Annotated in this window: 18 protein-coding genes; 4 read left to right on the forward strand and 14 right to left on the reverse strand. The window is 44.7% G+C overall.

Features of this window, described 5'->3' with window-relative positions:
* Positions 1-30 precede the first annotated feature (30 nt).
* From NQ117_RS11075 to NQ117_RS11100, 6 genes are all read right to left on the reverse strand, one after another.
* Positions 31-1,086 (reverse strand): ABC transporter substrate-binding protein, encoded by a 1,056-nt coding sequence (locus NQ117_RS11075; RefSeq protein WP_258277992.1) that lies wholly within the window; start codon positions 1,084-1,086, stop codon positions 31-33.
* Between the two features lie 296 nt (positions 1,087-1,382).
* Entirely contained in the window at positions 1,383-2,915 is a 1,533-nt protein-coding gene (locus tag NQ117_RS11080) for an AbgT family transporter (RefSeq protein WP_258277993.1), read from the reverse strand.
* 186 nt (positions 2,916-3,101) lie between these two features.
* Positions 3,102-3,776 (reverse strand): YkyA family protein, encoded by a 675-nt coding sequence (locus NQ117_RS11085; protein ID WP_258277994.1) that lies wholly within the window; start codon positions 3,774-3,776, stop codon positions 3,102-3,104.
* Between the two features lie 22 nt (positions 3,777-3,798).
* Positions 3,799-4,647, reverse strand: coding sequence for a polysaccharide deacetylase family protein (locus NQ117_RS11090; RefSeq protein ID WP_258277995.1), 849 nt, complete (start codon positions 4,645-4,647; stop codon positions 3,799-3,801).
* 247 nt (positions 4,648-4,894) lie between these two features.
* Positions 4,895-7,021, reverse strand: coding sequence for a DNA topoisomerase III (locus tag NQ117_RS11095; RefSeq protein WP_258277996.1), 2,127 nt, complete (start codon positions 7,019-7,021; stop codon positions 4,895-4,897).
* A gap of 167 nt (positions 7,022-7,188) precedes the next feature.
* On the reverse strand, positions 7,189-7,977 hold the full coding sequence (locus NQ117_RS11100; protein WP_258277997.1) for an SDR family oxidoreductase: 789 nt from the start codon (positions 7,975-7,977) through the stop codon (positions 7,189-7,191).
* Between the two features lie 234 nt (positions 7,978-8,211).
* Between NQ117_RS11100 and NQ117_RS11105 the strand changes: the two genes are divergently transcribed.
* The gene (locus NQ117_RS11105; RefSeq protein ID WP_258277998.1) at positions 8,212-8,688 is read left to right on the forward strand and encodes a glutathione peroxidase; all 477 of its coding nucleotides are present in this window, start codon (positions 8,212-8,214) and stop codon (positions 8,686-8,688) included.
* Positions 8,689-8,847: 159 nt separating this feature from the next.
* Here NQ117_RS11105 and NQ117_RS11110 read toward each other — a convergent pair whose 3' ends face one another.
* Positions 8,848-9,324: a MarR family winged helix-turn-helix transcriptional regulator gene (locus NQ117_RS11110; RefSeq protein ID WP_258277999.1), complete on the reverse strand. Its 477-nt coding sequence runs from the start codon at positions 9,322-9,324 to the stop codon at positions 8,848-8,850.
* Between the two features lie 286 nt (positions 9,325-9,610).
* On the opposite strand from NQ117_RS11110, the gene NQ117_RS11115 reads away from it, so the two are divergent.
* Complete coding sequence (locus NQ117_RS11115) at positions 9,611-9,952, forward strand: DoxX family protein (RefSeq protein ID WP_258278000.1); 342 nt, start codon at positions 9,611-9,613, stop codon at positions 9,950-9,952.
* Between the two features lie 183 nt (positions 9,953-10,135).
* The gene (locus tag NQ117_RS11120; RefSeq protein ID WP_375163063.1) at positions 10,136-11,521 is read left to right on the forward strand and encodes an MFS transporter; all 1,386 of its coding nucleotides are present in this window, start codon (positions 10,136-10,138) and stop codon (positions 11,519-11,521) included.
* Positions 11,522-11,619: 98 nt separating this feature from the next.
* Here the strand turns inward: NQ117_RS11120 and NQ117_RS11125 are convergent, their stop codons facing one another.
* Positions 11,620-12,282, reverse strand: coding sequence for an isochorismatase family protein (locus NQ117_RS11125; RefSeq protein ID WP_258278002.1), 663 nt, complete (start codon positions 12,280-12,282; stop codon positions 11,620-11,622).
* 369 nt (positions 12,283-12,651) lie between these two features.
* Between NQ117_RS11125 and NQ117_RS11130 the strand changes: the two genes are divergently transcribed.
* Positions 12,652-14,442: a glycerophosphoryl diester phosphodiesterase membrane domain-containing protein gene (locus tag NQ117_RS11130; protein ID WP_258278003.1), complete on the forward strand. Its 1,791-nt coding sequence runs from the start codon at positions 12,652-12,654 to the stop codon at positions 14,440-14,442.
* A 138-nt stretch (positions 14,443-14,580) separates the two neighbouring features.
* Here NQ117_RS11130 and NQ117_RS11135 read toward each other — a convergent pair whose 3' ends face one another.
* The 6 genes from NQ117_RS11135 to NQ117_RS11160 form a co-directional block, all read right to left on the reverse strand.
* The gene (locus NQ117_RS11135) at positions 14,581-15,282 is read right to left on the reverse strand and encodes an AIM24 family protein (protein WP_258278004.1); all 702 of its coding nucleotides are present in this window, start codon (positions 15,280-15,282) and stop codon (positions 14,581-14,583) included.
* A gap of 11 nt (positions 15,283-15,293) precedes the next feature.
* Entirely contained in the window at positions 15,294-15,734 is a 441-nt protein-coding gene (locus tag NQ117_RS11140) for a hypothetical protein (RefSeq protein WP_258278005.1), read from the reverse strand.
* A gap of 342 nt (positions 15,735-16,076) precedes the next feature.
* Positions 16,077-17,306 (reverse strand): pyridoxal phosphate-dependent aminotransferase, encoded by a 1,230-nt coding sequence (locus tag NQ117_RS11145; protein WP_258278006.1) that lies wholly within the window; start codon positions 17,304-17,306, stop codon positions 16,077-16,079.
* A gap of 109 nt (positions 17,307-17,415) precedes the next feature.
* On the reverse strand, positions 17,416-18,489 hold the full coding sequence (hisC, locus tag NQ117_RS11150; RefSeq protein WP_258278007.1) for a histidinol-phosphate transaminase: 1,074 nt from the start codon (positions 18,487-18,489) through the stop codon (positions 17,416-17,418).
* Between the two features lie 171 nt (positions 18,490-18,660).
* Positions 18,661-19,578 (reverse strand): NAD-dependent epimerase/dehydratase family protein, encoded by a 918-nt coding sequence (locus tag NQ117_RS11155; protein ID WP_258278008.1) that lies wholly within the window; start codon positions 19,576-19,578, stop codon positions 18,661-18,663.
* 3 nt (positions 19,579-19,581) lie between these two features.
* Complete coding sequence (locus tag NQ117_RS11160; RefSeq protein ID WP_258278009.1) at positions 19,582-20,811, reverse strand: class I SAM-dependent methyltransferase; 1,230 nt, start codon at positions 20,809-20,811, stop codon at positions 19,582-19,584.

Here is a 20,811-nt window from a genome sequence, read left to right on the forward strand (position 1 = left end):
ATGAAACAAAACATGATATTCACTACCGACTTATTCGTATAATTGCTTAAACATATGTTGATAAGCCTCTCCTGCTTTTACGAGCGAAGCTACACCGAAGAGATTGTAATCCAATGCTTTAACTTTGCCATTCTGGAACGCATTCAACTTCTCCCATGCACCATTCTTTTTCACATCTGTTTCAAATTTCTTAAGCGCTGTATTCGGATCGCCATGTGAAACGAGCAAGATAACATCAGGGTTTGCTGTCACGACATCCTCCATATTTAACGAAAGATACGTTTCATCCGATTTCAACACTTCGGATACGACATTCGTCGCTCCCAACTGCGCCGCGATGCTGCCTGGGAAAGTCTTCTCATTCATCATCATGAACGATTCAGCCGTACCGAACAGAATCATAACCTTTGGTGCAGGTTTACCCTTCGCTTTCGCGATCATTTCGGCTTCTTGCTTTGCAAGATTATCGAGCATTTCCTTCGCTTTGTCTTCTTTACCGAATACTTTGCCCAATGCGACAGTAGACAGCTTCAGCTGCTCCAAGGAATCAGAAGGAATATAGGCTGTTTTTAGCGAGGCTGTCTTAAAGGTCTTCTCTAGGCTATCCTTAATGGAAGCAGGCCCGATAACAACATCCGGTTCCAAACTTGTAATCTGTTCAAGATCTGGCTTGAAAGCAGAGCCGATTCGCTTTACATCTTTAAATGCTTCTGGCAGCTCTAGTGTTGAAGTCGGAACCCCTACAGGCATAACGCCTAATCCATGTAAAACTTCAGAGATAGATACAGACACAACTACGGCCTTCTCTGGTTTCTTGTCTCCGAATTGTGCAGCTAGTACCGCTGCTTCCTTTTCATCGACTTTATAGGAGCCTCCTGTTGGAGTTGATGTCTCTTTTGCCTGTTCACCTGATTTCTCCGATGATGATGTTGATCCATGAGAACCATGAGAACCTTGAGAGCTTTGTACTTCACTCGCCTGCTTGCCTACAGGATCCGTATTTGTATCATTTCCGCATGCTGTAAGTACAGCTAGCAGCATTAAACTTGCGATCATCATACTCCATTTACGTTTACGAGAATTCATGTTGAAATAACTCCTTTGCAACATAAAAATATTTTCTATGCTGATATAAATTTTTCGAAATAATGATAATGATTATCAGTATCACAGGAGTATATTATCATTTACTTATATAAAACACAACATAATTGAAAAGAATTATCATTCTCATTCGAAAAATGAGCTTCTACCTCCTGTCTCCCACCATGAAGAGAACCAAAAAAGTGTGCGTCAGTTAGCTTTGACGTATATCTACATACAAAAAACTGCCTCCCAGCGCAATGCTGAGAAGCAGTTCTCAAAAATAAATTACCTAATTATTATTTCATATAAACGCCAGTACCTGGTCCGATGTCTATTCCAGAGAACATCCAAAGGAAGAGCATAATAACCCAACCAATCGAGAATGCAATCGAGTATGGAATCATCGTCGAGATAAGCGTACCGATTCCTATTTTCTTGTCGTACTTCTGAGCGAAAGCAATAATAACGGCGAAGTACGGCAATAGCGGCGAAATAATGTTTGTCGTTGAATCAGCAATACGATATACGAGCTGTGTGAACTCTGGTGTATATCCAAACTGCATCATAATTGGAACGAATACAGGCGCCATAATCGCCCATTTTGCCGAAGCTGATCCAATGAACAAATTGATAAATCCACAAATTAATATAAAGATCAAAATTAACGGAATGCCTGTAATACCGGAGCCTTGCAGCAGCTCTGCTCCTTTAATGGCAAGAATCTTACCTAGATTCGTCTGTGTAAAGTAAGCTACGAATTGTCCTGCGAAGAATGCCAATACAATGTAGCTTCCCATGCTGGACATTGTGTCACCGAACATTCTGGACACATCTTTGCTGTTACTAATCGACTTTGTCATCTTGCCATAAACAACACCTGGCACAAGGAACATAATCAGAAGAATCGGCACAAGGTGCATGAAGAATGGCGAACTAACGATATCTCCCTCTCCACGAAGTGGTCCCCAAGATGGTAGCACGAGTAGAGACAACAATCCACATGTTACAATCAATGATACCAATGCGCCCCAAAGGCCTTTCTTCTCTTCCTTTGTAAGGTATTGCAATTCACCGATCTCTTCGCCTTTGTAAGTTCCAAGACGAGGTTCAACGATTTTATCCGTTACAAACGTACCGATAATCGTAATTAGAAATACCGATACAGCCATGAAGTAGTAGTTACCTGCAACGTTAAGGCCTGCCGCATATTCAGGGTTGAACGGCTCAACAGCCATACGCGTTAGCTCACCTAACATCGGGTCAAGCGACGTCAGGAATAAGTTCGCACTGAATCCACCGGATACACCAGCAAATGCAGCAGCCAAACCAGCAAGCGGATGACGCCCCATACCAGCGAACAATACTGCTCCAAGCGGTGTCAATACAACGTATCCGGCATCAGAAGCCATACTAGACATTACACCACCGAATACGAGTGAAGCTGTAATAAGCTGGCGAGGCACAGAAGTAACAAGACCGCGCAAGGCAGCTGTAATCAAGCCAGAACGCTCTGCTACACCGATACCGAGCATCGTCACGAGTACCGTTCCGAGTGGAGCAAAGTTTGTAAAGTTCTTAACCGCATTTTCAAATACATATTGTAAACCTTCTTTACTAAGAAGGTTCATAACGGTAAGCGTTTCGCCAGGCTTCGTCGGATCAGCAACGCTCAATCCAATGGAAGACAATATAGCGGAAACGACCATAACGAGCAATGATAGTAATGCGAACAGCATAACAGGGTCCGGAAGCTTATTACCGACCTTCTCAATGCTATCAAGGGAACGCATTAATAGACTTTTTCTTGTATGGCGTTCTTGAGATCCCATTGTCACTTTCCTCTCTTATTTTAAATGTCCTTTGTGAGAGGACACCTGTATTTTCGTTTGTTCTATTATATTAGATACAATTTTATAAATAAATAGTATTTTTGCATTTGTAATAAATTACCTCTAAAATTTTTAGTAAATAAATAAAAGAAGGGCATTCGCCCTTCAAAAGCCTATAATCTTCTATTACTTAGAAGAAGTAGCTTTATCCGTTTGAATGCCCACTGCTTTGTAAAAAGCATCTTTATTCGTATTAAACTGTTCTGTGTATTGATTGAACTGCTGTTTGAATTGATTGACTTGCGTCCATTGCTGGTTGCGCTCACGCACAGCCTGCTGCAACTGTTTCAAGTTCGTCTTCTCAACTTGTAGCTGTTCATACAACGCTCGTTCCGATGCAATCAACTTTTCGTACTGTGCCGCTAATTGCTGGGTCGTCTCATAACGTTTTGTATAAGCAGCCAGCGCTTGAGCAGCTTGCTCTTTACCTTGTGCTGGTTCTAGCTTGTCCACTTGGGATTGTGCGTCTGCGACATGCTCATAAGCAGCAATGACTTGTTCTTTCACTTTCGTCATAGCCTGCTGGCGTTGATCCAACGAGGACATCGTCTGCGTAATCAGCGTCTGTACGTTCACATTGCTGCGCTCTCCCTTGTCCAAAATGGTATCGTACTGCTTCTGGTCTCTAGCTTCTAATTGCTTTAGTTCTTCAAATGCTGCCGATGCTGCACTTTCCGTTGAAGCAGCCTGCTCAAACGAACTAAACAACTTCTCACTTGAAGGAGCTCCGCACGCTGCTAGCATCGTTGCCATAGCTACTATTATTGCTATCATGCCAATTCTATTTTTCCAAGACGTCAACTTCAATCTCCTCCTACCCCGACTACAGGCGCTCATCATGCTGGAAGTTCACAGGAAAATGAGCATTAGGGTCGTATACTTCAAATTCATAGCCTTGCGAACTAATATATTCGATCATTTCCGGCAGTATTTGAACCGTTTGCTTGCGATCATGCATCAAAATAACTTCCGTATCCTTCTTCAATCCACGTTTCACTTCATCCAGCATCCCAGAAGGGTTTCTTGCGTATTTCCAATCCAGCGTATCCAACGTCCAGTCCCACATTTTAAAGTCTGCCTCTACAATATCATCACGGAACGGCTCTTTAATTTGCGGTGCACTTCCATAAGGCGCACGAATAAGCTTCGTTGTAATGCCTGTCGCATCTTTCACAAGCTGCTGTGCTTCATTAAACTCTTCTATAAAGTTAGCTGCACTTCCGCTCTTATACAGCTTGGTGTAATCATGCGTCATACTGTGCAGCGCAGGATAATGGCCTTCATCCGCAATTTGCTTTACGAGATCCGGATGCTGCTGCATGCTGTTGCCTAGCATGAAGAAGGTCGCTTTTATATTATGTTCCTTCAAAATACGAAGAATTTCTGGCGTATGTGTGTTTGGTCCATCATCAAATGTCAAATAGGCAACTTTACGCTTCATGCCGTTGTACATCGTAGGCGATTGCTTCTCTTTCGCCACTAGGTCAAATGCTGCAACATTTGTAACTGCATGTTGTTCTTGATTAGAGGCTGTCGACATCCCATCATGGCCCCACAGTTGTTTGCCAACCGTATAAACTCCATAACCTATACCAACCAATAATGCCAGTAAAATAATACGGAGAATCCATTTCTTACGTCGTTTGTTTCTCCGTGAATCTACCCTCACCATGTTCGTATTCCTCACGCCAACTTCCACTTCCTTCATTTAACTTAATATGACCGTGTATGACGACTTTCGACATTAACTTCCTTGATTCTATCAAACTAAAGTTACGCAATCATTACAAGATTTTCAGATTTGGGTAAATGATAGCGAGGAAATTTTGGAAGTTTTATAGAGGGAAAGTAAACAGAAACACAAATAGCCTTGCCCCTCCTGTACGCCAAGGAGGGACAAAGCTATTACATCAATGAGACTATTCGTCTTGCTTGGCTAATGCCGCCTTCAACAAGTCTCCTAAATTTGAACCAAGTGACTCTTGTTTCGTATATTGCTTCACAAGCTTCCGCTCTTCATGCTTCTTCACTTTGCCACCGACACCGTCTAATTTCTCAATGACGTTGCACGGCAAACATTGAAAGAACTTGCCGCTCTTGCCTGTCTTCATTTCCATACGTTTGCGGCACTGTGGGCAACGACGGTTCGACAGCTGCTTATCTGCCGAGCGCTTGTAGCCGCACTCCTTGTTCGGGCAGACCAGCGTCTTGCCTCGCTTGGACTTGCGCTCCAGCATCCGAGTATTGCAATCAGGACAGTGACTGTGAGACACATTATGCGGCTTATACTCCGCTTGGCTTGCTTTAACGCCTTGTACAAGCTGCTTCGCCATCTCGCGTATTTGCTGCATAAAGTCGCCTGAGCGACGCTCACCGCGGGCGATGCGCTCCAATTCGCGCTCCCATTTCGCTGTCAATTCTGGCGTTCTCAACTCTGATGATACGAGCTCAATGAGCTGCTTCCCCTTGCCTGTAGGTTTCAGGTGAGCACCCTCACGCTCAATCGTATCACTCGATACGAGCTTCTCAATAATATCTGCACGAGTCGCAGGGGTACCGAGTCCGTGCTTCTCCATCTGCGTCAAAATAGAAGCTTCCGTATGACGAGCAGGCGGACGCGTCCGATCCCGCTGCACATAGAGGCGCTTCACATTTACGGTGTCATTCACGTTAAGACGAGGAATCCGCTCTGTCTCGCGCGCATCTGCGGAACGGCCTTCTTCCTCTTCGTCGTTCCAATCATTATCGTACGCTTGGCGCCAGCCTTGCTCTACAACTGTACGCCCTTTCGCTGCGAACGTCTCATCGCCGATACGAAGAGTCAACGCGACTTGCTCCCATTCGGTTGGCGGTAAGAACAACGCCAAGAAGCGGCGTGCAATAAGATCATACAGCTTGCGCTCCTCTGGAGAGAACTGTGCCAAACGCAGCGGTTCATCTGTGGGAATAATCGCATGGTGATCCGTTACTTTGGAATCGTCTACAATACGCTTCGTAATTGGCAGCGTGCGCTTCGCCAATGTTCTTGCCAAGGCAGCATAAGGACCTGCTGCCATCGCTTCCAGCCGTTCCTTGAGCGTACCCGTCATATCCGAAGAAAGATGACGGCTGTCCGTACGCGGATACGTAACCGCCTTGTGCTGCTCATAAAGACGCTGCAGCACGTTCGACGTCTGCTTCGCTGAGAAGCCGAAACGACGGTTCGCATCGCGCTGAAGCTCTGTCAAATCATAAGCGAGCGGATGCGGCTCCTGGCGCTTCGACTTCTTCAAGTCAGTGATGACAGCGCGCTCATTCGCAAGCTTCTCCATACGCTTCTTCGCCGCATCCAGATCAAATTCGCGCGCATCGCCATTTGCTCCGCGCCATATCGCTTCATAGCCGCCCATATCGGCGATGAGCTGATCGAATTCCTGCGAACGGAAGGCAGCAATGTCCTTCTCGCGCTGCATTACAATACCCAATGTCGGCGTCTGCACGCGGCCAGCAGACATTGGCGTCTCGAACTTACAAGTCAAGGCTCTCGTCACATTTAAACCAACAAGCCAATCTGCTTCTGCGCGACAACGAGCGGATTCATAAAGACGATCAAAGTCTGTGCCTGGACGCAACCTCTTGAAGCCTTCCTTAATTGCCTTATCCGTCTGCGAAGAAATCCATAAACGACGAAACGGCTTGCGCCAGTTCACTTTTTGCATAATCCAGCGTGCCAGCAATTCGCCTTCACGAGCTGCATCCGTCGCGACAATTAATTCTTTCACATCTGCACGCTTCATCAGCTGCTGTACGATCTTGAATTGATGCGACGACTCGCGCAATACCGTCAATTGCATCTTATCTGGCATCATCGGCAAATCTTCAAGATTCCACTGCTGATACTTCTTGTCATAGAACTCCGGTTCAGCTAATCCAACCAGATGTCCTAATGCCCAAGTGACGATATATTCCGAACCTTCTATATAGTGCTTATGATTGTCACGGCAGCCCAGCACGCGCGCGATCTCGCGCCCTACTGAGGGCTTTTCCGCCAATACGAGAATTTTCATTATGTTTTCCTTTCCTTGCACGATATACGGAGTCAAAAACGATATCGATTCCGTGTTGCAACAACGATAATTCATCTATTATAGCATGTCTAACTATAAGACGCCTTGCGGCACCTAAGCATAGAGAAGCGATAGACGAAGCATAGCTGTTGCTCTTTTATCGTTTTTTATATCGCTGTAACCGTACCACCATCTGCAAGCAAAGATTGTCCTGTCATATAGCTATTTGCAGGAGAAGCAAGGAAAGCGATAAGACGTCCCATTTCCTCAGGGGCACCGTATCGTCCTATCGGAATACGTGCAGCCTCTGCTGCTTGAATCTCTTCAATGGAGACTTGTCTCTGCTTAGCTGCCAGCTCATCCAGTTGTTCAACTCGATCTGTTGCAAATCTACCCGGTCCAACTGTATTAATAAGAATACCCTCTTGTGCTAATTGCGGAGCCAAGGTCTTCGCAAGACCTACAACACCAACGCGGAAGGTAGAAGATAGCATCAACGTCTCGATTGGCTGCTTAATGGAGGAAGAAGTAATATTGACGATTCGACCAAAGCCTCCTTTTCGCATATAAGGAAGAACTTCACGAATGGCGCGAACGTAGCTAAGCAGCGTCAGCTCAAAGCCTTCTTGCCACATCTCGTCACTAAGCTGATCGAACTTGCCCGGCTTCGGCCCACCACAGTTATTTACTAAAATATCAACCGTTCCATAACGCTCCACGGTCATTTCCACAATCCGCTTAATCGACTCGGCACTTGTAATATCCGCCTCCACCGTCAGCGCTTCGATTCCTGTCTTCGCCTTCAAGCGGACAGCAGCCTCAGCTAAGCTGACATCATTGCGTCCTACCAATGTAACCTGTGCTCCTTCAGCAGCCAATGCCTCAGCCGCCGCATAACCTAGACCCTTTGATGAAGCTAATACGATTGCTACTTTTCCTTTCAACTGCAATTCCATCGGTTCCACTCCTCACGAAATATATAAAATAATGATCCATTATTTTTGTAACCATCCATTCTCTTCACTCTTTCGACCCCCAAGATCATAATCCTGCTCCACCCCGTATCGATGCGTCCATGTATCTCGTGAGCTGAATGCAGGGCAGCATTGAACTGCATCCTCTAATGCCTTACTATAGGAACATATCGCCTGGCCCACGGAATGTATGGAGCCGATAAGGAGGAAAAGAAAATGTCAGCCTTATACGAAATCGAAGTGAAGAAGCCGTCTGGAGAAGCGATTTCGCTAGAAACATACCGCGATAAAGTACTGCTTATCGTGAATACAGCTAGCAAATGCGGATTTACCCCACAGTTCAAGGAACTTCAAGAGCTGTATGAGCAATATCAGGCACAGGGTTTTGAAATTCTAGGCTTTCCTTGCGATCAGTTCGCAAATCAAGAATTTAGCGATATCGAAGAGACTTTGCAGCATTGTCAACTGAACTATGGTGTAACGTTCCCCATGTATGCGAAAGTAGATGTAAAGGGAGACAACGCCTCGCCACTGTTCCAATATGTTACTGGCGAGAAGAAGGGATTACTCGGTTCAGATGTGAAATGGAACTTTACGAAGTTCCTTATCGACCGACAAGGCCGTGTCGTTAATCGCTACGCACCGCAGACAACCCCCTCCAAGCTAGCTGCGTCTATTGAGGGCTTGCTCTAATCGAGGAACTTTCTATATTTTTAACAACTTACGTATACAAACTGCCTATTTTCCATATTCAACATTAAAAACGCACCTATTATCGTTTTCATTGGTCCACTTACTAAGTGTGATTCTCCAATGTCTTCCGTAACAGGTGCATTTTTATTATTTAGATATTTACTTAAAACCTTCACACGGCTGTGACAGATCTTTATTTTCATTCAATTGAAATAAAAGATCGAGGAATTGCTTACGCTGCTCAAGGGAAAGATTCCCTAGTAATCTATCCGATATTTCATCTTGAAGGGCAAGAACCTGGCTTAAATGAGTCTCTGCAAGCTTCGTGAGTTGTATCAGCGTTGCTCGACGGTCCATCGGATCAGGAATACGTACTAGAAGCTTATCTTTTTCCAACGCATCTACAATATCTGTGACCGAACGAGCCTTGACTCCAATTTTAGCAGCGAGTTCATTCATACGAATACTACCTGATTGTGACACGGTAGATAGGAGCCGCAATCTCGGACCCGAGATTTGAAAAGGCACATCAAGTGTTGAAAGTTGGGCATCAAACTCCCGTTGAATGTGGTAAGTTGTGCGAATTAGAACATGAATAATGTCTATCGATTCTGGAGTACTTGAATACGGAATCATGGTAAGACCTCCTTGACTTATTCCAATATACAATATATTCTCATCTAGCGTGCATTTTAAAGCGAGACCTCTTAATGAGGTTCCTCACTATTAAATATATGTTTTAGCGCCTTATTACAACTTACCCCCATTATGAGCTTTTCCCTGTAACAGCTCAAATTAACATAGTAAGGAGGGAGACTTTCACAAAACGCTCAATACGAAGTATAACGAAACAAAATAGTAAAATCAATTTCATACACAGGGAACGAAATAAAGAGACATTATTTCTAGGAGGTAAATTTTCATGACCATTTTATCATACGTTCTTCAAGGACTATTAATTGTTATGTTTCTTTTTGCAGGAATGAGCAAAATAGTCGGTTCAGCTATGCAAGTACAAGCATTTGAACAGTTAAGATTGCCGCAATGGTTTCGAGTAGTAACTGGCTTAACGACTATGGTCGGAGTTATTGGTTTGATTATAGGTTTCTGGAATAAAGAACTGATTACCCTTGCTGCGCTCTGGATTGCCTGCATCATGGTAGGTGCTGTTATTTCCCACATCCGTGTAAAGCATCCGTTTAAGCAAATGGTAGCAGCTGTCGTTCTTCTCGTCCTAGCACTGATACTTGCCTTTATTCAATAAAGCGATAGAGATGTTGACAAATAGTGTGTGGCCTCAGTATTATTAATTAGAGAGGTTACACACTATTTTCATATTTATTATCTTTATATCGAAATAAAATGCAATTTAAAGTGGTACGGCTGTTGATTCAGCCCATTCAACATAAATTGGAGCATCAAGAAATGGAGGAAACATCACATCATGATCAATTCGAACAAAGCCGCTAACGCCGATAAATTGCTTCGCGTACTTGTTGTTACGTTAATTTTTTCTGTGATGAACGGTACGATGTTCAACGTTGCCTTACCTGCCATCGGTCACGAATTCAGCCTTTTACCATCTCAGGTTAGTTGGATTATGACCAGTTATATGGTGCTTTATGCGGTAGGTTCCGTCGTATTCGGTAAACTTGCCGATAACTATCGCCTGAAAGATCTGTTGACGTACGGTCTCCTCGTCTTCGCCTTCGGATCAATCGTAGGGATGTTAGCTGCTGAATATTGGATGATTATTGTCGGCCGCATTCTGCAAGCAGCGGGAGCTTCTGTTCTTCCCGCTATAGCCATGATTATTCCGATTCGTTACTTCTCTCCAGAGAAGCGTGGACGAGCACTTGGCACATCTGCTATCGGACTTGCACTCGGTAGTGCACTAGGACCAGTCGTTTCAGGCTTAATTACTAGCGTCGGTAGCTGGCGAATGCTGTTCTTGTTCTCTTTGCTTCCTTTGCTTACTCTACCCTTCTTCCGTAAATACTTGGACGATGCAAAGGGCGAAGCGAAGGCGATCGACTTCCTTGGCGGTGGTCTATTAGGTGGAACCGTTGCGCTCATTCTTCTCGCGATAACACAAAGTAACCTATGGATGCTTGTAGGCGGGGTTGTACTGCTCGTTCTGTTCATTATTAGAATCCGAACGGCTGCCAATCCATTTATACAGCCAGAACTGTTCATCAATCAAAGTTACTCTGTCGGATTGCTGCTTACGTTTATGGCGACGGCGATGAGCTTCAGTATTACATTTATGACACCGCAATATTTGACTGCTTTAAATGAGCTTTCTGCTAGCAGCATCGGATTCGTGCTGACTCCAGCCGCTCTTGCAGCAGCCCTGCTAGGACGGAAAGGCGGCAAGCTGGCAGACGAGCACGGCAACTCAGCTCTTATCAAAACTGCATCATTATTGATGCTGCTATGCTTCATGCTTCTATCCACATTTGTTGGGATATCGCCTTATGCTATCGCAATCATTTTAATGCTTGGTAATGTAGGACAAACCTTTATGAGCATCGGGATGTCGAATACAATTTCCAGAACATTGACCAGAGAGCAGACTGGAGTCGGCATGGGCTTGTTCTCCATGTTGAACTTTATTTCTGGAGCAATCGCCATGAGCGTAATTGGCAAAATGCTTGATAGCGGCTCCACTTCACTTCGTCTTAATCCTTTTATGATGAATGAAAGTGCGTATGTATACAGCAATATCTTCCTTGTATTGTTTATTGTTACGCTTATTGTATGGGGTCTTTATCGCATTCAATTTGGATCAAGCTCAACTGCTGCAAGCTCGATTACAGAGCAGACGAAGTAATCTGATTACTCGTTTATTCCCAATTCTCAGTTCCCAAGTTCCCCCTTCCTAAAAAGGCTCCTGAACGTTCAGGAGCCTTTTTTTATTAACCTGACAAATTAAACTCCACCCTTAGTTGTTGCTTCTTTTCCAAGCTCCAATGCTGTCCCAAAGCTTTCAATAAGCAATTGATAAGTCGGCATTAACTCTGCAAGCACTTTAGCAAACTCTGCTGCATCAGGACGGTTCCATGTTCCCATAAGTTCAGATATTACTGCCAGCGTATCTATCGGTATCGCTCCTGCTTGTACGACACGAGCAAGCGTAATATCCGTAGCCATACAACTCCAGTTACCTGATGAGTCTACCACTGAATATACTTTGTATCCTTCAGCAAGTGCAGACAATGTTGGGAATGCCATACATACACTCGTAAGCGTACCTGCAATGACAAGTGTCTTTCTTCCCGTTGCTTCTACTGCTTTAACAAAGTTAGGATTATCCCACGCATTAATTTCCCCATTACGCGGTACATATACGATTTCGGGCAAAATTTCTTTGATCTCAGGGATCAACGGACCATTTGGACCTGTTGGTACAGAATCCGTTTGAAGAGAAGGAATATTCATTAACTTTGCCGTTTTAGCGAGGGCGACTACGTTGCGGCGCAATGTAGGCACATCTATATCTTGCACCGTTTGGAACAAACCACTTTGATGATCGATGAACAATATTACTGTATCCTTTGGATCAATTGGCGTATAGCTTTTAGAGCTTGTCATGAATGTTTATGCCTCCTGATATTGAGTATGCTAACGATGGGGACCGAAATCTCCACGTTGTATTCTGTTCAATATTCACACAATCAAAACGAAATGGAGCGATAAAAAAATTATCTATCCATTCTCACCCCATCCACATCTCCATCATTTTTAATATGACTTGTCGGTTCACAATGTAGAGTAAGTACATATTGAATAGGTGGCTCTCATCATCTCAAGCTGTAATTTAAAAAACGGAACATACTGGTGGATGGCATTGGACTGATGCGTTTGCCATAAAAATGTGTAAAAATAGGAACAGACCTCTCTGACGTGTATGTATGTTATATTGCGTCTGATTATGTAATGAACTAAATGAGGATGAACGATATGAACAATGCAATACCATCTAGAAAAAGCTTAGTCATGCGCATGACCCGCGAAGTGCTGCGGGTTTTGAAACTGTCATGGCGTCCGTTACTTTTATTTGAACTCGTATACAAATTGTTGACGATCGGAATTTTCATTCCGCTGCTATCTGCTCTATTTAATCAAATCTTGGATTGGGGCGGTTTTCAAGCAATTGCCAACCATGATGTCATCCGGTTTCTATTCAGCAGATATGGCATGGTGAGCTTAATCGTACTGGCGCCCATTGCAATTGCTATTATTTATACCGAATTCGCCGTGCTCGTCTATATTGCTTATTACAGCATTCAAGGACGTGAAGTACGTGTGCGCGCCGTACTAATGAAAGTACTGGGACGGCTACCACAGTTGGGTCGAATCGGACTGCTTGGTCTAGCCATCTATTTACTGCTGCTCTTCCCGCTCTTGGATGCAGGGTTTGGTGCTTCGCTTCTACCCAGCCTGCTTATCCCTGAATTCATTACCGGCGAACTCATGAAGACGTTGGCGGGAGTGGTAGCTGTTGTAGGTTTTTTTGTTTTCATTGGTGCAATGAACTTAATTTGCATTTATGCGCTGCCTATTCTCGTGTTAGAACGAACGCAGCGCTTCTTCCAAGTTGTTCGTCGCAGTGCCAAACTGTTCTGGCGCAGCAAGTTCACCCTGCTCGCTTTACTTGCGGAATGGTTGCTTGTTTCGATCCTGATTGTTGTGTTCTTCTTTATACTGCTTGTGCTGTTCCTTGTGCTAACGATTTGGATTCTTGGCGAAAACATCGCAATCGATATGGCACTTGGCATGATGATGAGCTTAGGATTGTATACTCTGTCCTTATTACTCACACCGCTATTCGTCATTTCGATAACTCGTGTATATATGGAGTATACGGACCCTGCCGACCATGCTGCGGATGAAGATGGCATTGATCCGACCTACTGGATATGTGAAAAAGGTAAGAAGCAGCAGGTGAAAAAGCAGGGCGGAAAGCTCATTACGATGATTATGCTGTTATGCGTTGCGTTTGGCTGGGGGCTTACGATGCTGTTTGCAAGCGAACAACCTGCTCAGCGAGATGAATTTATTCTGATGGCTCATCGTGGAGATCTTTCATCTGGCATCGAAAATACGATGGAAGCTTTCGAAGGAGCGGTGCAAGCAGGAGCAGACCGGATTGAATTGGACATTATGCAGACGAAGGAGGGCAAGCTAGTCGTCTTCCATGATGAGAATTTGAAGCGATTGACGGGGCATGACATTCCGATCTATGACATCACATGGGAAGAGCTTCGGCAGCTTCCACTGCGTGAGAACGGACTAACGAGTCGTATCTCAACGCTTGATGAAGTCATCTCGACCTTCAAAGGTAAGACGAAGTTTACGATCGATCTGAAGCCGCATGGCTTCGAACAAGATTTAGTCGCTTCCCTCGTAAGCACGATTCATAAACATGGCATTCAAGATGAAGTATATGTGCAAAGCACCGATTATGAATTTCTACAGGAGTTCAGAGCAGCAGCTCCGAAAATCAAAATTGGCTACGTGATGTTTGCAGCATTTCGTTCGCTCCATCCATATGATGTCGACTATTTCGCAATCGAGCAATCGTTTATTAGTTCTCGAATTATTGCTTCCGCGAAGCTTCTGAATAAGCCGTTATATGTGTGGACCGTGAATGATGTAGATAGTGCTGAACACTTCTACAAACTAGGCGTCAATGGAGTTATTACTGATATTACAACCGATATTCGAGAGCATATCGACCTGCTTCATTAACAAGCAGACATGAAGTATTAGGCATGTACGTAAAAAAGGGATGACGAGAGTATACGACTCTTGCCATCCCTTTTCACTTGTAGGTAAGCGATCATCTACAGCAGTACTATAACAAACTGCATTAGCTTCTATCGCCCCTTATTTTATAAACACGCCACCAAATGGAATAACTTCACGCAAAATACGTTTAATAAATCCGCCACCCTCAAGGTCACGTTCCAATTGCCCGTCCGATTTGCTCGTTTGCAGCAATATGTAGCCTCGTCCTGTTATTTCCCAGTGATAGTTCATATGCTGACTAGCCAGTGTATTGCCGTACACGACCGGCTTTAATTGTGCATTTTCGGGGTAAGCAACTAGGCAGCCAACATCGACATAAGTAGGCCGCACGGGATCAAGCTCCATCCGATAAAGAGGACCGTGAGAAATAACACCAAGCAAGCCATCTTCCGCTGTAAACTTCATTTTGACGAGCTCGCGTGTAATCACTGCATTTTTAAACGTCTGGACTCGACGATCCACTTTCATACCCGCTGTGTAGAACATGACATGCTTCCATTCAAACAACAAATCTGATCCCGCCGTAATTGGAATCGTCTGCATGCTGAATCCCGTCGGTAAACCAATCATAAACTTAACGGGCCCTGATATACGGGATTGAACGAATTTGCGCTTACGGTAAATGCCTGCAATATCCATCAACTGGTCTTCTCGCTGTGCAGAAGCACCTTGGAAGGAGAGAATTTGCCCCGGATGAAGAATATAGACGACTTCGCCTGCCGCAAGCTCTAGCGATAAAGCTTGTGATAATACCGCTTCTGCTTCATTAATAATATTCATCGCTGCACCTGCTATCGACTGCGGTGACGGCTCCATACCATCACACGCATCACTCTAGTCAATACAAAATACAAAATTAATAAACCGACAGCTGTTAATATCGTTAAAAATATCCGGTTCACCTGCTGTTTTTGCTTAAGCTCCTGCTCCTCTAATAGGAGCAGACGGTTCATCAATTCTTCGTTCTGCTTGCGCAGCTGATCATTCTCTCCGTTCAGCTTGTCCGTCATCTCTTGGTAACGCGCTTGAGAGTCTTTTAAAGATTGCTCCATCTGATCATATTGGCCTTTAAGCTCGTTGAATTCTTTAGGCATCTCAGATATGCCCTCCATCCAGTCCCACAAGCCTGCCTGAGCACTGGGAACCGGATAACAGAACAACATAACGCTCGCGATGAGCATGGCACATAACATTCCGGCACGATGATAAGCACTACGCTTCGCTCGTCGCATACGCTCGCCTCCTTGAATGTTTTTTACATCGAATGTGATGTTGATTTATCGGTAATTAAGGATCAAAACTTGATAAAGTTAATAAAAAGAAAAGGGTATAAACAAGCCTGTTATTCTAAAAATGTTCAAATGTTCCATGCGACTTGTTGTTTGTCATCTTGCGTTCATGAAGGTAGCTTTACCAAATATATACGGAATCATGAACCTTTACGTTGCAAGTTATGACAACAGACGACAATGCCATTATACAATGTTCGCATGCAAAAAGGACCCGCCCAAAGGCGAGTCCGCTATAAAAATATTTACAATATGTGATTTAAAACCATTTGCTCTATCTAAACCCTATCTAAAATCATTCATCAGCGCCTTGAACAATGGACGAGAACGTTCAATTTGCTCAGGAGATACGCTAAATGATAGACGGAAGTAGCCCGGAAGGCCAAAGCCTCGGCTCGGCACAATCAAAATGCGGTATTCTTGCGCCGCATGCTGACAGAACGCCACTTCATCCTCGATTGGCGATTTCGGGAAGACGAAGAACCCGCCTTCCGGCTTCGTGAAGGTGAAGCCTGCTTCTTCAAGCACACTAACGATTAAGTCTCTGCGTTCACGGTAGCCAGAGGCCTCAACCTTTAAGCTGTCCATGCGAGCAACGGCACGCTGCATAAGCACAGGTGCATTAACGAAGCCTAGCGTGCGATTGCAATATACAAAGGCACTCGTCAACAGCTCCGCATTTGGAGTATCATCAGCAAGCGCAATATAGCCAAGTCGTTCGCCTGCTATTCCTAAGTCTTTGCTGAACGAACTCGCTACGATGACACGGTTATAGCTAATAAATGGATTAGCAAGCTGTGCATCATAGATGAGCTGGCTGTATGGTTCATCGAACAGCATGTAGATGCTATGTCCATATTTATGCTGAGCGTCTTGCAGCAGCTTGCCCAACGCATCAAGACGAGCTTGCTCAAATGCGGCTCCTGTTGGATTATGTGGTGTATTCACAATAATCCCTTTTGTGCGAGGCGTTATCGCTTGGGCTAGACGTTCGATATCTGGCTGGAAATCTTCCGTCAGCAAGCAAGGTACTGCATGTCCGCCATAGTTCTCGATATATCCTTTGTATTCCGCGAAGTAAGGCACAAGAACGATGACCTCGTCTCCTGGATTCATTATCGATTTCAAAGCAACATTCAATGCTCCACCCGCTCCAACTGTCATCACGACATGCTCATGACGAATAGAAACAGCGAAACGGTCAGACAGAAATTGAGCCACCTTTACCCGTGCTTCTGGCAAGCCTTGATTCGGTATGTAGCTATGGCTGCCATGTGCTGCGGATGCCACTTCTTCTTGCAATGCTTTCAAAAACGAAGCAGGAGGATCCAACACCGGGTTGCCAATGGAAAAGTCACAAACGTTATCCGCACCATAAATCGATTTTAGTCTCCCGCCTTCTTCAAACAGCTTGCGAATCCATGATCCGCCATTCAACCCTTGCAGCACTTGGGCAGACAAATTATCTTCTAGGGATGTGCTATCTTTAGCTGTGAATTCATTTTGTCTAGTCATCTCACTACTCCCTTTCTATGCAATAGCTAATAATTGTTACCATCTGGACGCAGCAAATAAGCTCTAGCATGTCTAGCAAATCCATTTACTAGTGAAGCGTAGGCAATTGCTATTTGTCTATGGCAGCCACTGTATTCTCATAATGATTCAGCCTTTCGAGAAGCACAGATATCTCGTCGTCTGTACCGATCGATATACGTAGTTTATCACTTAACCGCGGTGAAGGGAAATACCTAATATAAATGTGATGCTGGAGTAAATAATCATAAATTTCCTTCGCCTGATGGCGGCGAGGACGGCATAAGATGAAATTTCCGTTGGATGGAAATACATCATAGTCAAGCTGCGCCAAACCTTCGTTCAGTCTATTTCTTGTCTGGTTAACTCGCTCAACGTTAGCAGCAAAATGTGCTTGATCCTCAACAGCCAAACGTGCCATGTGCTGGCTTACCACGTTAATATTATAAGAATCTTTGCACTTGTCCATTGCAGCAATAAAGTCAGCTGACGCAAAGCAATAGCCAACTCGCGCCCCACATAAGGAGTACGACTTCGAGAAGGTGCGAACAACGACAAGATTCGGATACTTCGCTGTTAGCGGCAATGCCGACGTATGAGGCTCAGCAAAGTCAATATACGCTTCATCGATCACGACAACGCCTTGATATTGCTGCAGTAATTGCTCAATATGAGACAGTTCCAACAGTCTGCCGGTCTGTGCATTCGGATTCGCAATAAAGATACCCTGCGAACTAGGCTTAATCATGTTCTCAATCGAGATTTCGAATTGCTCATCTGTATCCACGTATACACAATGCAATTGGTGAATATCCGCTAACGTTTTGTACAGCGTGTAAGTAGGATATGGCGTTACGATCGTGTCACCCACATCAAAGCATATATCGAACAAGACTGATAGCACTTCATCAGATCCATTGCCGCAAAATACTTGTCTAGGATCAACACCGTAAACAGCCCCGATTGCTCGCCTCAGCTCCGTACTCGTTGCATCAGGATAGTAGCGCAGCTCCTGCAGCGCGAATGATTGCAGCCACTGTTGAATATTCGGTGTGGGAGGATAAGGATTTTCATTCGTATTAAGCTTAATTACACCTGGATCACGCTTCGGCTGCACGCCAGAAATATAAGGTTCCATTTGCAAAACACTTGATTTGATAACCAATATAATCCCTCCGCATCGATTTAATTTTTACTAACTATAGCGTTTATGCTACTAGAGTGCAATCTTTGTTCTTAACAAAATAATCCTTATATCATGCACTTGGCTGACATAAGGAGAATCCTGTAACCCTAGTCGCTATGACTGAGGATCACCATCATAAATATCGTCACGCTAGCGCTGTTCCTCTACATGATGACGCCACCACGCTATCGTCTCTGCGAGCCCCGTATGCAAAGTGTAAGCAGATTTCCAATGTGCTTCCTTCTGCAATCGCTCTATATTCGCTCCAACAAATAAAGGTTCATCTGCTGGCAATGGAATCGCTCCCCAATGAATAGAAGCCCTGCTCCCCATTTGCTCTTGGATGATGGAGGCGATTAACCTTAATGGGACAGGACGACCAGAACCAATATTTACGATGCCGTCCAACTTGCTCATCACCAAGGAAACAAGGGCGGCTGCAGCATCCTCTATATAAAGAAAATCGCGAGATTGCCTGCCATGCGTGCATAGCACCTCTTCCTTTTTCAACAGTGATGTAATGATATTGGAAATGAATCGCTTGCCAGACTCATGCGGCCCATACAAATGAAATATTCGTGCCCAGCACACTCTCAAGTCCACATACTCAGCATAAGATTGCAGCCAAGTACGCAGCGTATTTTTACAGACTGCATAGGGGGTCTTATTAGAAAGAGACGTACTTTGTTCTGCTAAATACCCGTTCTCCCACTCATACTCCGCACAGCTGCCTGCAACAACAATGTCTGTTCCTCCGCTCTCCACGAAGCGCTGAATGAGGGCCATGCTGGCATGCACCCAATGATAATTCGTAATCGAGCGATAGCACTGCGGAGGCACCGCCTCCCAAGCAAGATGAATCAGATGAGTAGGCTGTACACTGCGAATAAGGCTCGCCACTGCTGCTTCATCCAACAAGTCCACTTGATGCCAGTGGCAAGCCAACGACGTATTGGGAATCAACCTACTTCGATACGTAGCATGCACGTCAAACCCTTTTCCCTGAAGCTGAGCTGTAACATGCCTGCCAATCCATCCGCTTCCGCCCGTAACTAGAACCCGCTTCATAGGTTACAACACCTGGGCAGTAGGGATTAACACGACAAATTGCCCGCCCCAATCTCTTATATAGGCGTGCGACTCCATAATTTCTTGCTTCAGGTTCCACGGCAAAATCAAGACGTAATCAGGCTTCGTTCGCTTGATTTCATCGGGGTGTTTGATCGGGATACGTGTGCCTGGCAAATATAGATTTTGTTTGTGCGGGCTTTGATCCACGGTATAGGGAAGCCACTCTTTGCTAATACCGCAATAATTCAAGAATGTATTTCCTTTTGCTGGCGCTCCATAACCAACGATACTTTTGCCCATTGCCTGTACGTACGTGAAAAAGCTCAAAACTTCACGCCTTCTAATCCCTACTCGCTGTGAGAACTGTGTATAGGTGGAAAGTACATCAAGGCCATGTTCTTGCTCGAGCTGAATAATCTCAGCTACACGAGACGCAACCTTTCCCGCATCTTCTACATGTTTTGCGTACAATCGCAAAGAGCCACCATGCGTTGGAAGTTGGTCAACATCGACGACCTCCAATCCATGCTCAGCTAACAGCTTCTGAGCAGTTCGCAAAGAGAAGTACGAAAAATGCTCATGATATATCGTATCGAATTGCTGTTCTCGCAGCAGCTCGAGCAAATGCGGAAACTCAATCGTAATTACGCCATTCGTTCGCAGCAGTCGTTTTAGTCCCGCTGCAAAATCATGCAAGTCAGGTACATGAGCCAACACATTATTGGCAACTAATAAATCCGCCTGACTCCCCTCTTGAACTAGCTGCTTCGCTAATTCTTCTCCAAAAAACGCGGTTCTTGTCGGAATTCCCTTCCCTGTTGCAAGTTCAGCTACATTGGAGGCGGGTTCAACGCCAAGTGCACGAATGCTGCGGTCGTGAAAATATTGCAATAAATAGCCGTCATTGCTCGCCACTTCGATCACTTGCGACTCGCTGTTCAATTGAAAGCGCTCGATCACCATTTCCGCGTAGGCTTCCGCATGCTTGAGCCAACTGGATGAGTAGGAGCTAGCATATAAATAATGGCTGAATATTTGTTGTGGAGATTCATATTCTCCTAACTGAACAAGCAGACAGGCATCGCATACGTAGGCGTGTAAAGGATAGAATGGCTCCATACGATTTCGTTGGTCAGCCGTTAAAAATGAGTTGGCAAGAGGAGACACTCCCAAATCTAGAAACGTATGCGTAAGCGCCGCCTTACAAACACGACAGGTTGAATGTGCCAT

Origin of the sequence: Paenibacillus sp. SC116 (assembly GCF_024733555.1) — a bacterium.
Classification (GTDB): Bacteria; Bacillota; Bacilli; order Paenibacillales; family Paenibacillaceae; genus Paenibacillus_B.

Excerpts from the sequence above, each read along its gene's own strand:
- NQ117_RS11075 (WP_258277992.1), bottom strand. The coding sequence starts at position 1,086 with ATGAATTCTCGTAAACGTAAATGGAGTATGATGATCGCAAGTTTAATG.
- NQ117_RS11080 (WP_258277993.1), bottom strand. The coding sequence starts at position 2,915 with ATGGGATCTCAAGAACGCCATACAAGAAAAAGTCTATTAATGCGTTCC.
- NQ117_RS11090 (WP_258277995.1), bottom strand. The coding sequence starts at position 4,647 with ATGGTGAGGGTAGATTCACGGAGAAACAAACGACGTAAGAAATGGATT.
- NQ117_RS11095 (WP_258277996.1), bottom strand. The coding sequence starts at position 7,021 with ATGAAAATTCTCGTATTGGCGGAAAAGCCCTCAGTAGGGCGCGAGATC.
- NQ117_RS11100 (WP_258277997.1), bottom strand. The coding sequence starts at position 7,977 with ATGGAATTGCAGTTGAAAGGAAAAGTAGCAATCGTATTAGCTTCATCA.
- NQ117_RS11105 (WP_258277998.1), top strand. The coding sequence starts at position 8,212 with ATGTCAGCCTTATACGAAATCGAAGTGAAGAAGCCGTCTGGAGAAGCG.
- NQ117_RS11110 (WP_258277999.1), bottom strand. The coding sequence starts at position 9,324 with ATGATTCCGTATTCAAGTACTCCAGAATCGATAGACATTATTCATGTT.
- NQ117_RS11115 (WP_258278000.1), top strand. The coding sequence starts at position 9,611 with ATGACCATTTTATCATACGTTCTTCAAGGACTATTAATTGTTATGTTT.
- NQ117_RS11125 (WP_258278002.1), bottom strand. The coding sequence starts at position 12,282 with ATGACAAGCTCTAAAAGCTATACGCCAATTGATCCAAAGGATACAGTA.
- NQ117_RS11130 (WP_258278003.1), top strand. The coding sequence starts at position 12,652 with ATGAACAATGCAATACCATCTAGAAAAAGCTTAGTCATGCGCATGACC.
- NQ117_RS11135 (WP_258278004.1), bottom strand. The coding sequence starts at position 15,282 with ATGAATATTATTAATGAAGCAGAAGCGGTATTATCACAAGCTTTATCG.
- NQ117_RS11140 (WP_258278005.1), bottom strand. The coding sequence starts at position 15,734 with ATGCGACGAGCGAAGCGTAGTGCTTATCATCGTGCCGGAATGTTATGT.
- NQ117_RS11145 (WP_258278006.1), bottom strand. The coding sequence starts at position 17,306 with ATGACTAGACAAAATGAATTCACAGCTAAAGATAGCACATCCCTAGAA.
- NQ117_RS11155 (WP_258278008.1), bottom strand. The coding sequence starts at position 19,578 with ATGAAGCGGGTTCTAGTTACGGGCGGAAGCGGATGGATTGGCAGGCAT.
- NQ117_RS11160 (WP_258278009.1), bottom strand. The coding sequence starts at position 20,811 with ATGGCACATTCAACCTGTCGTGTTTGTAAGGCGGCGCTTACGCATACG.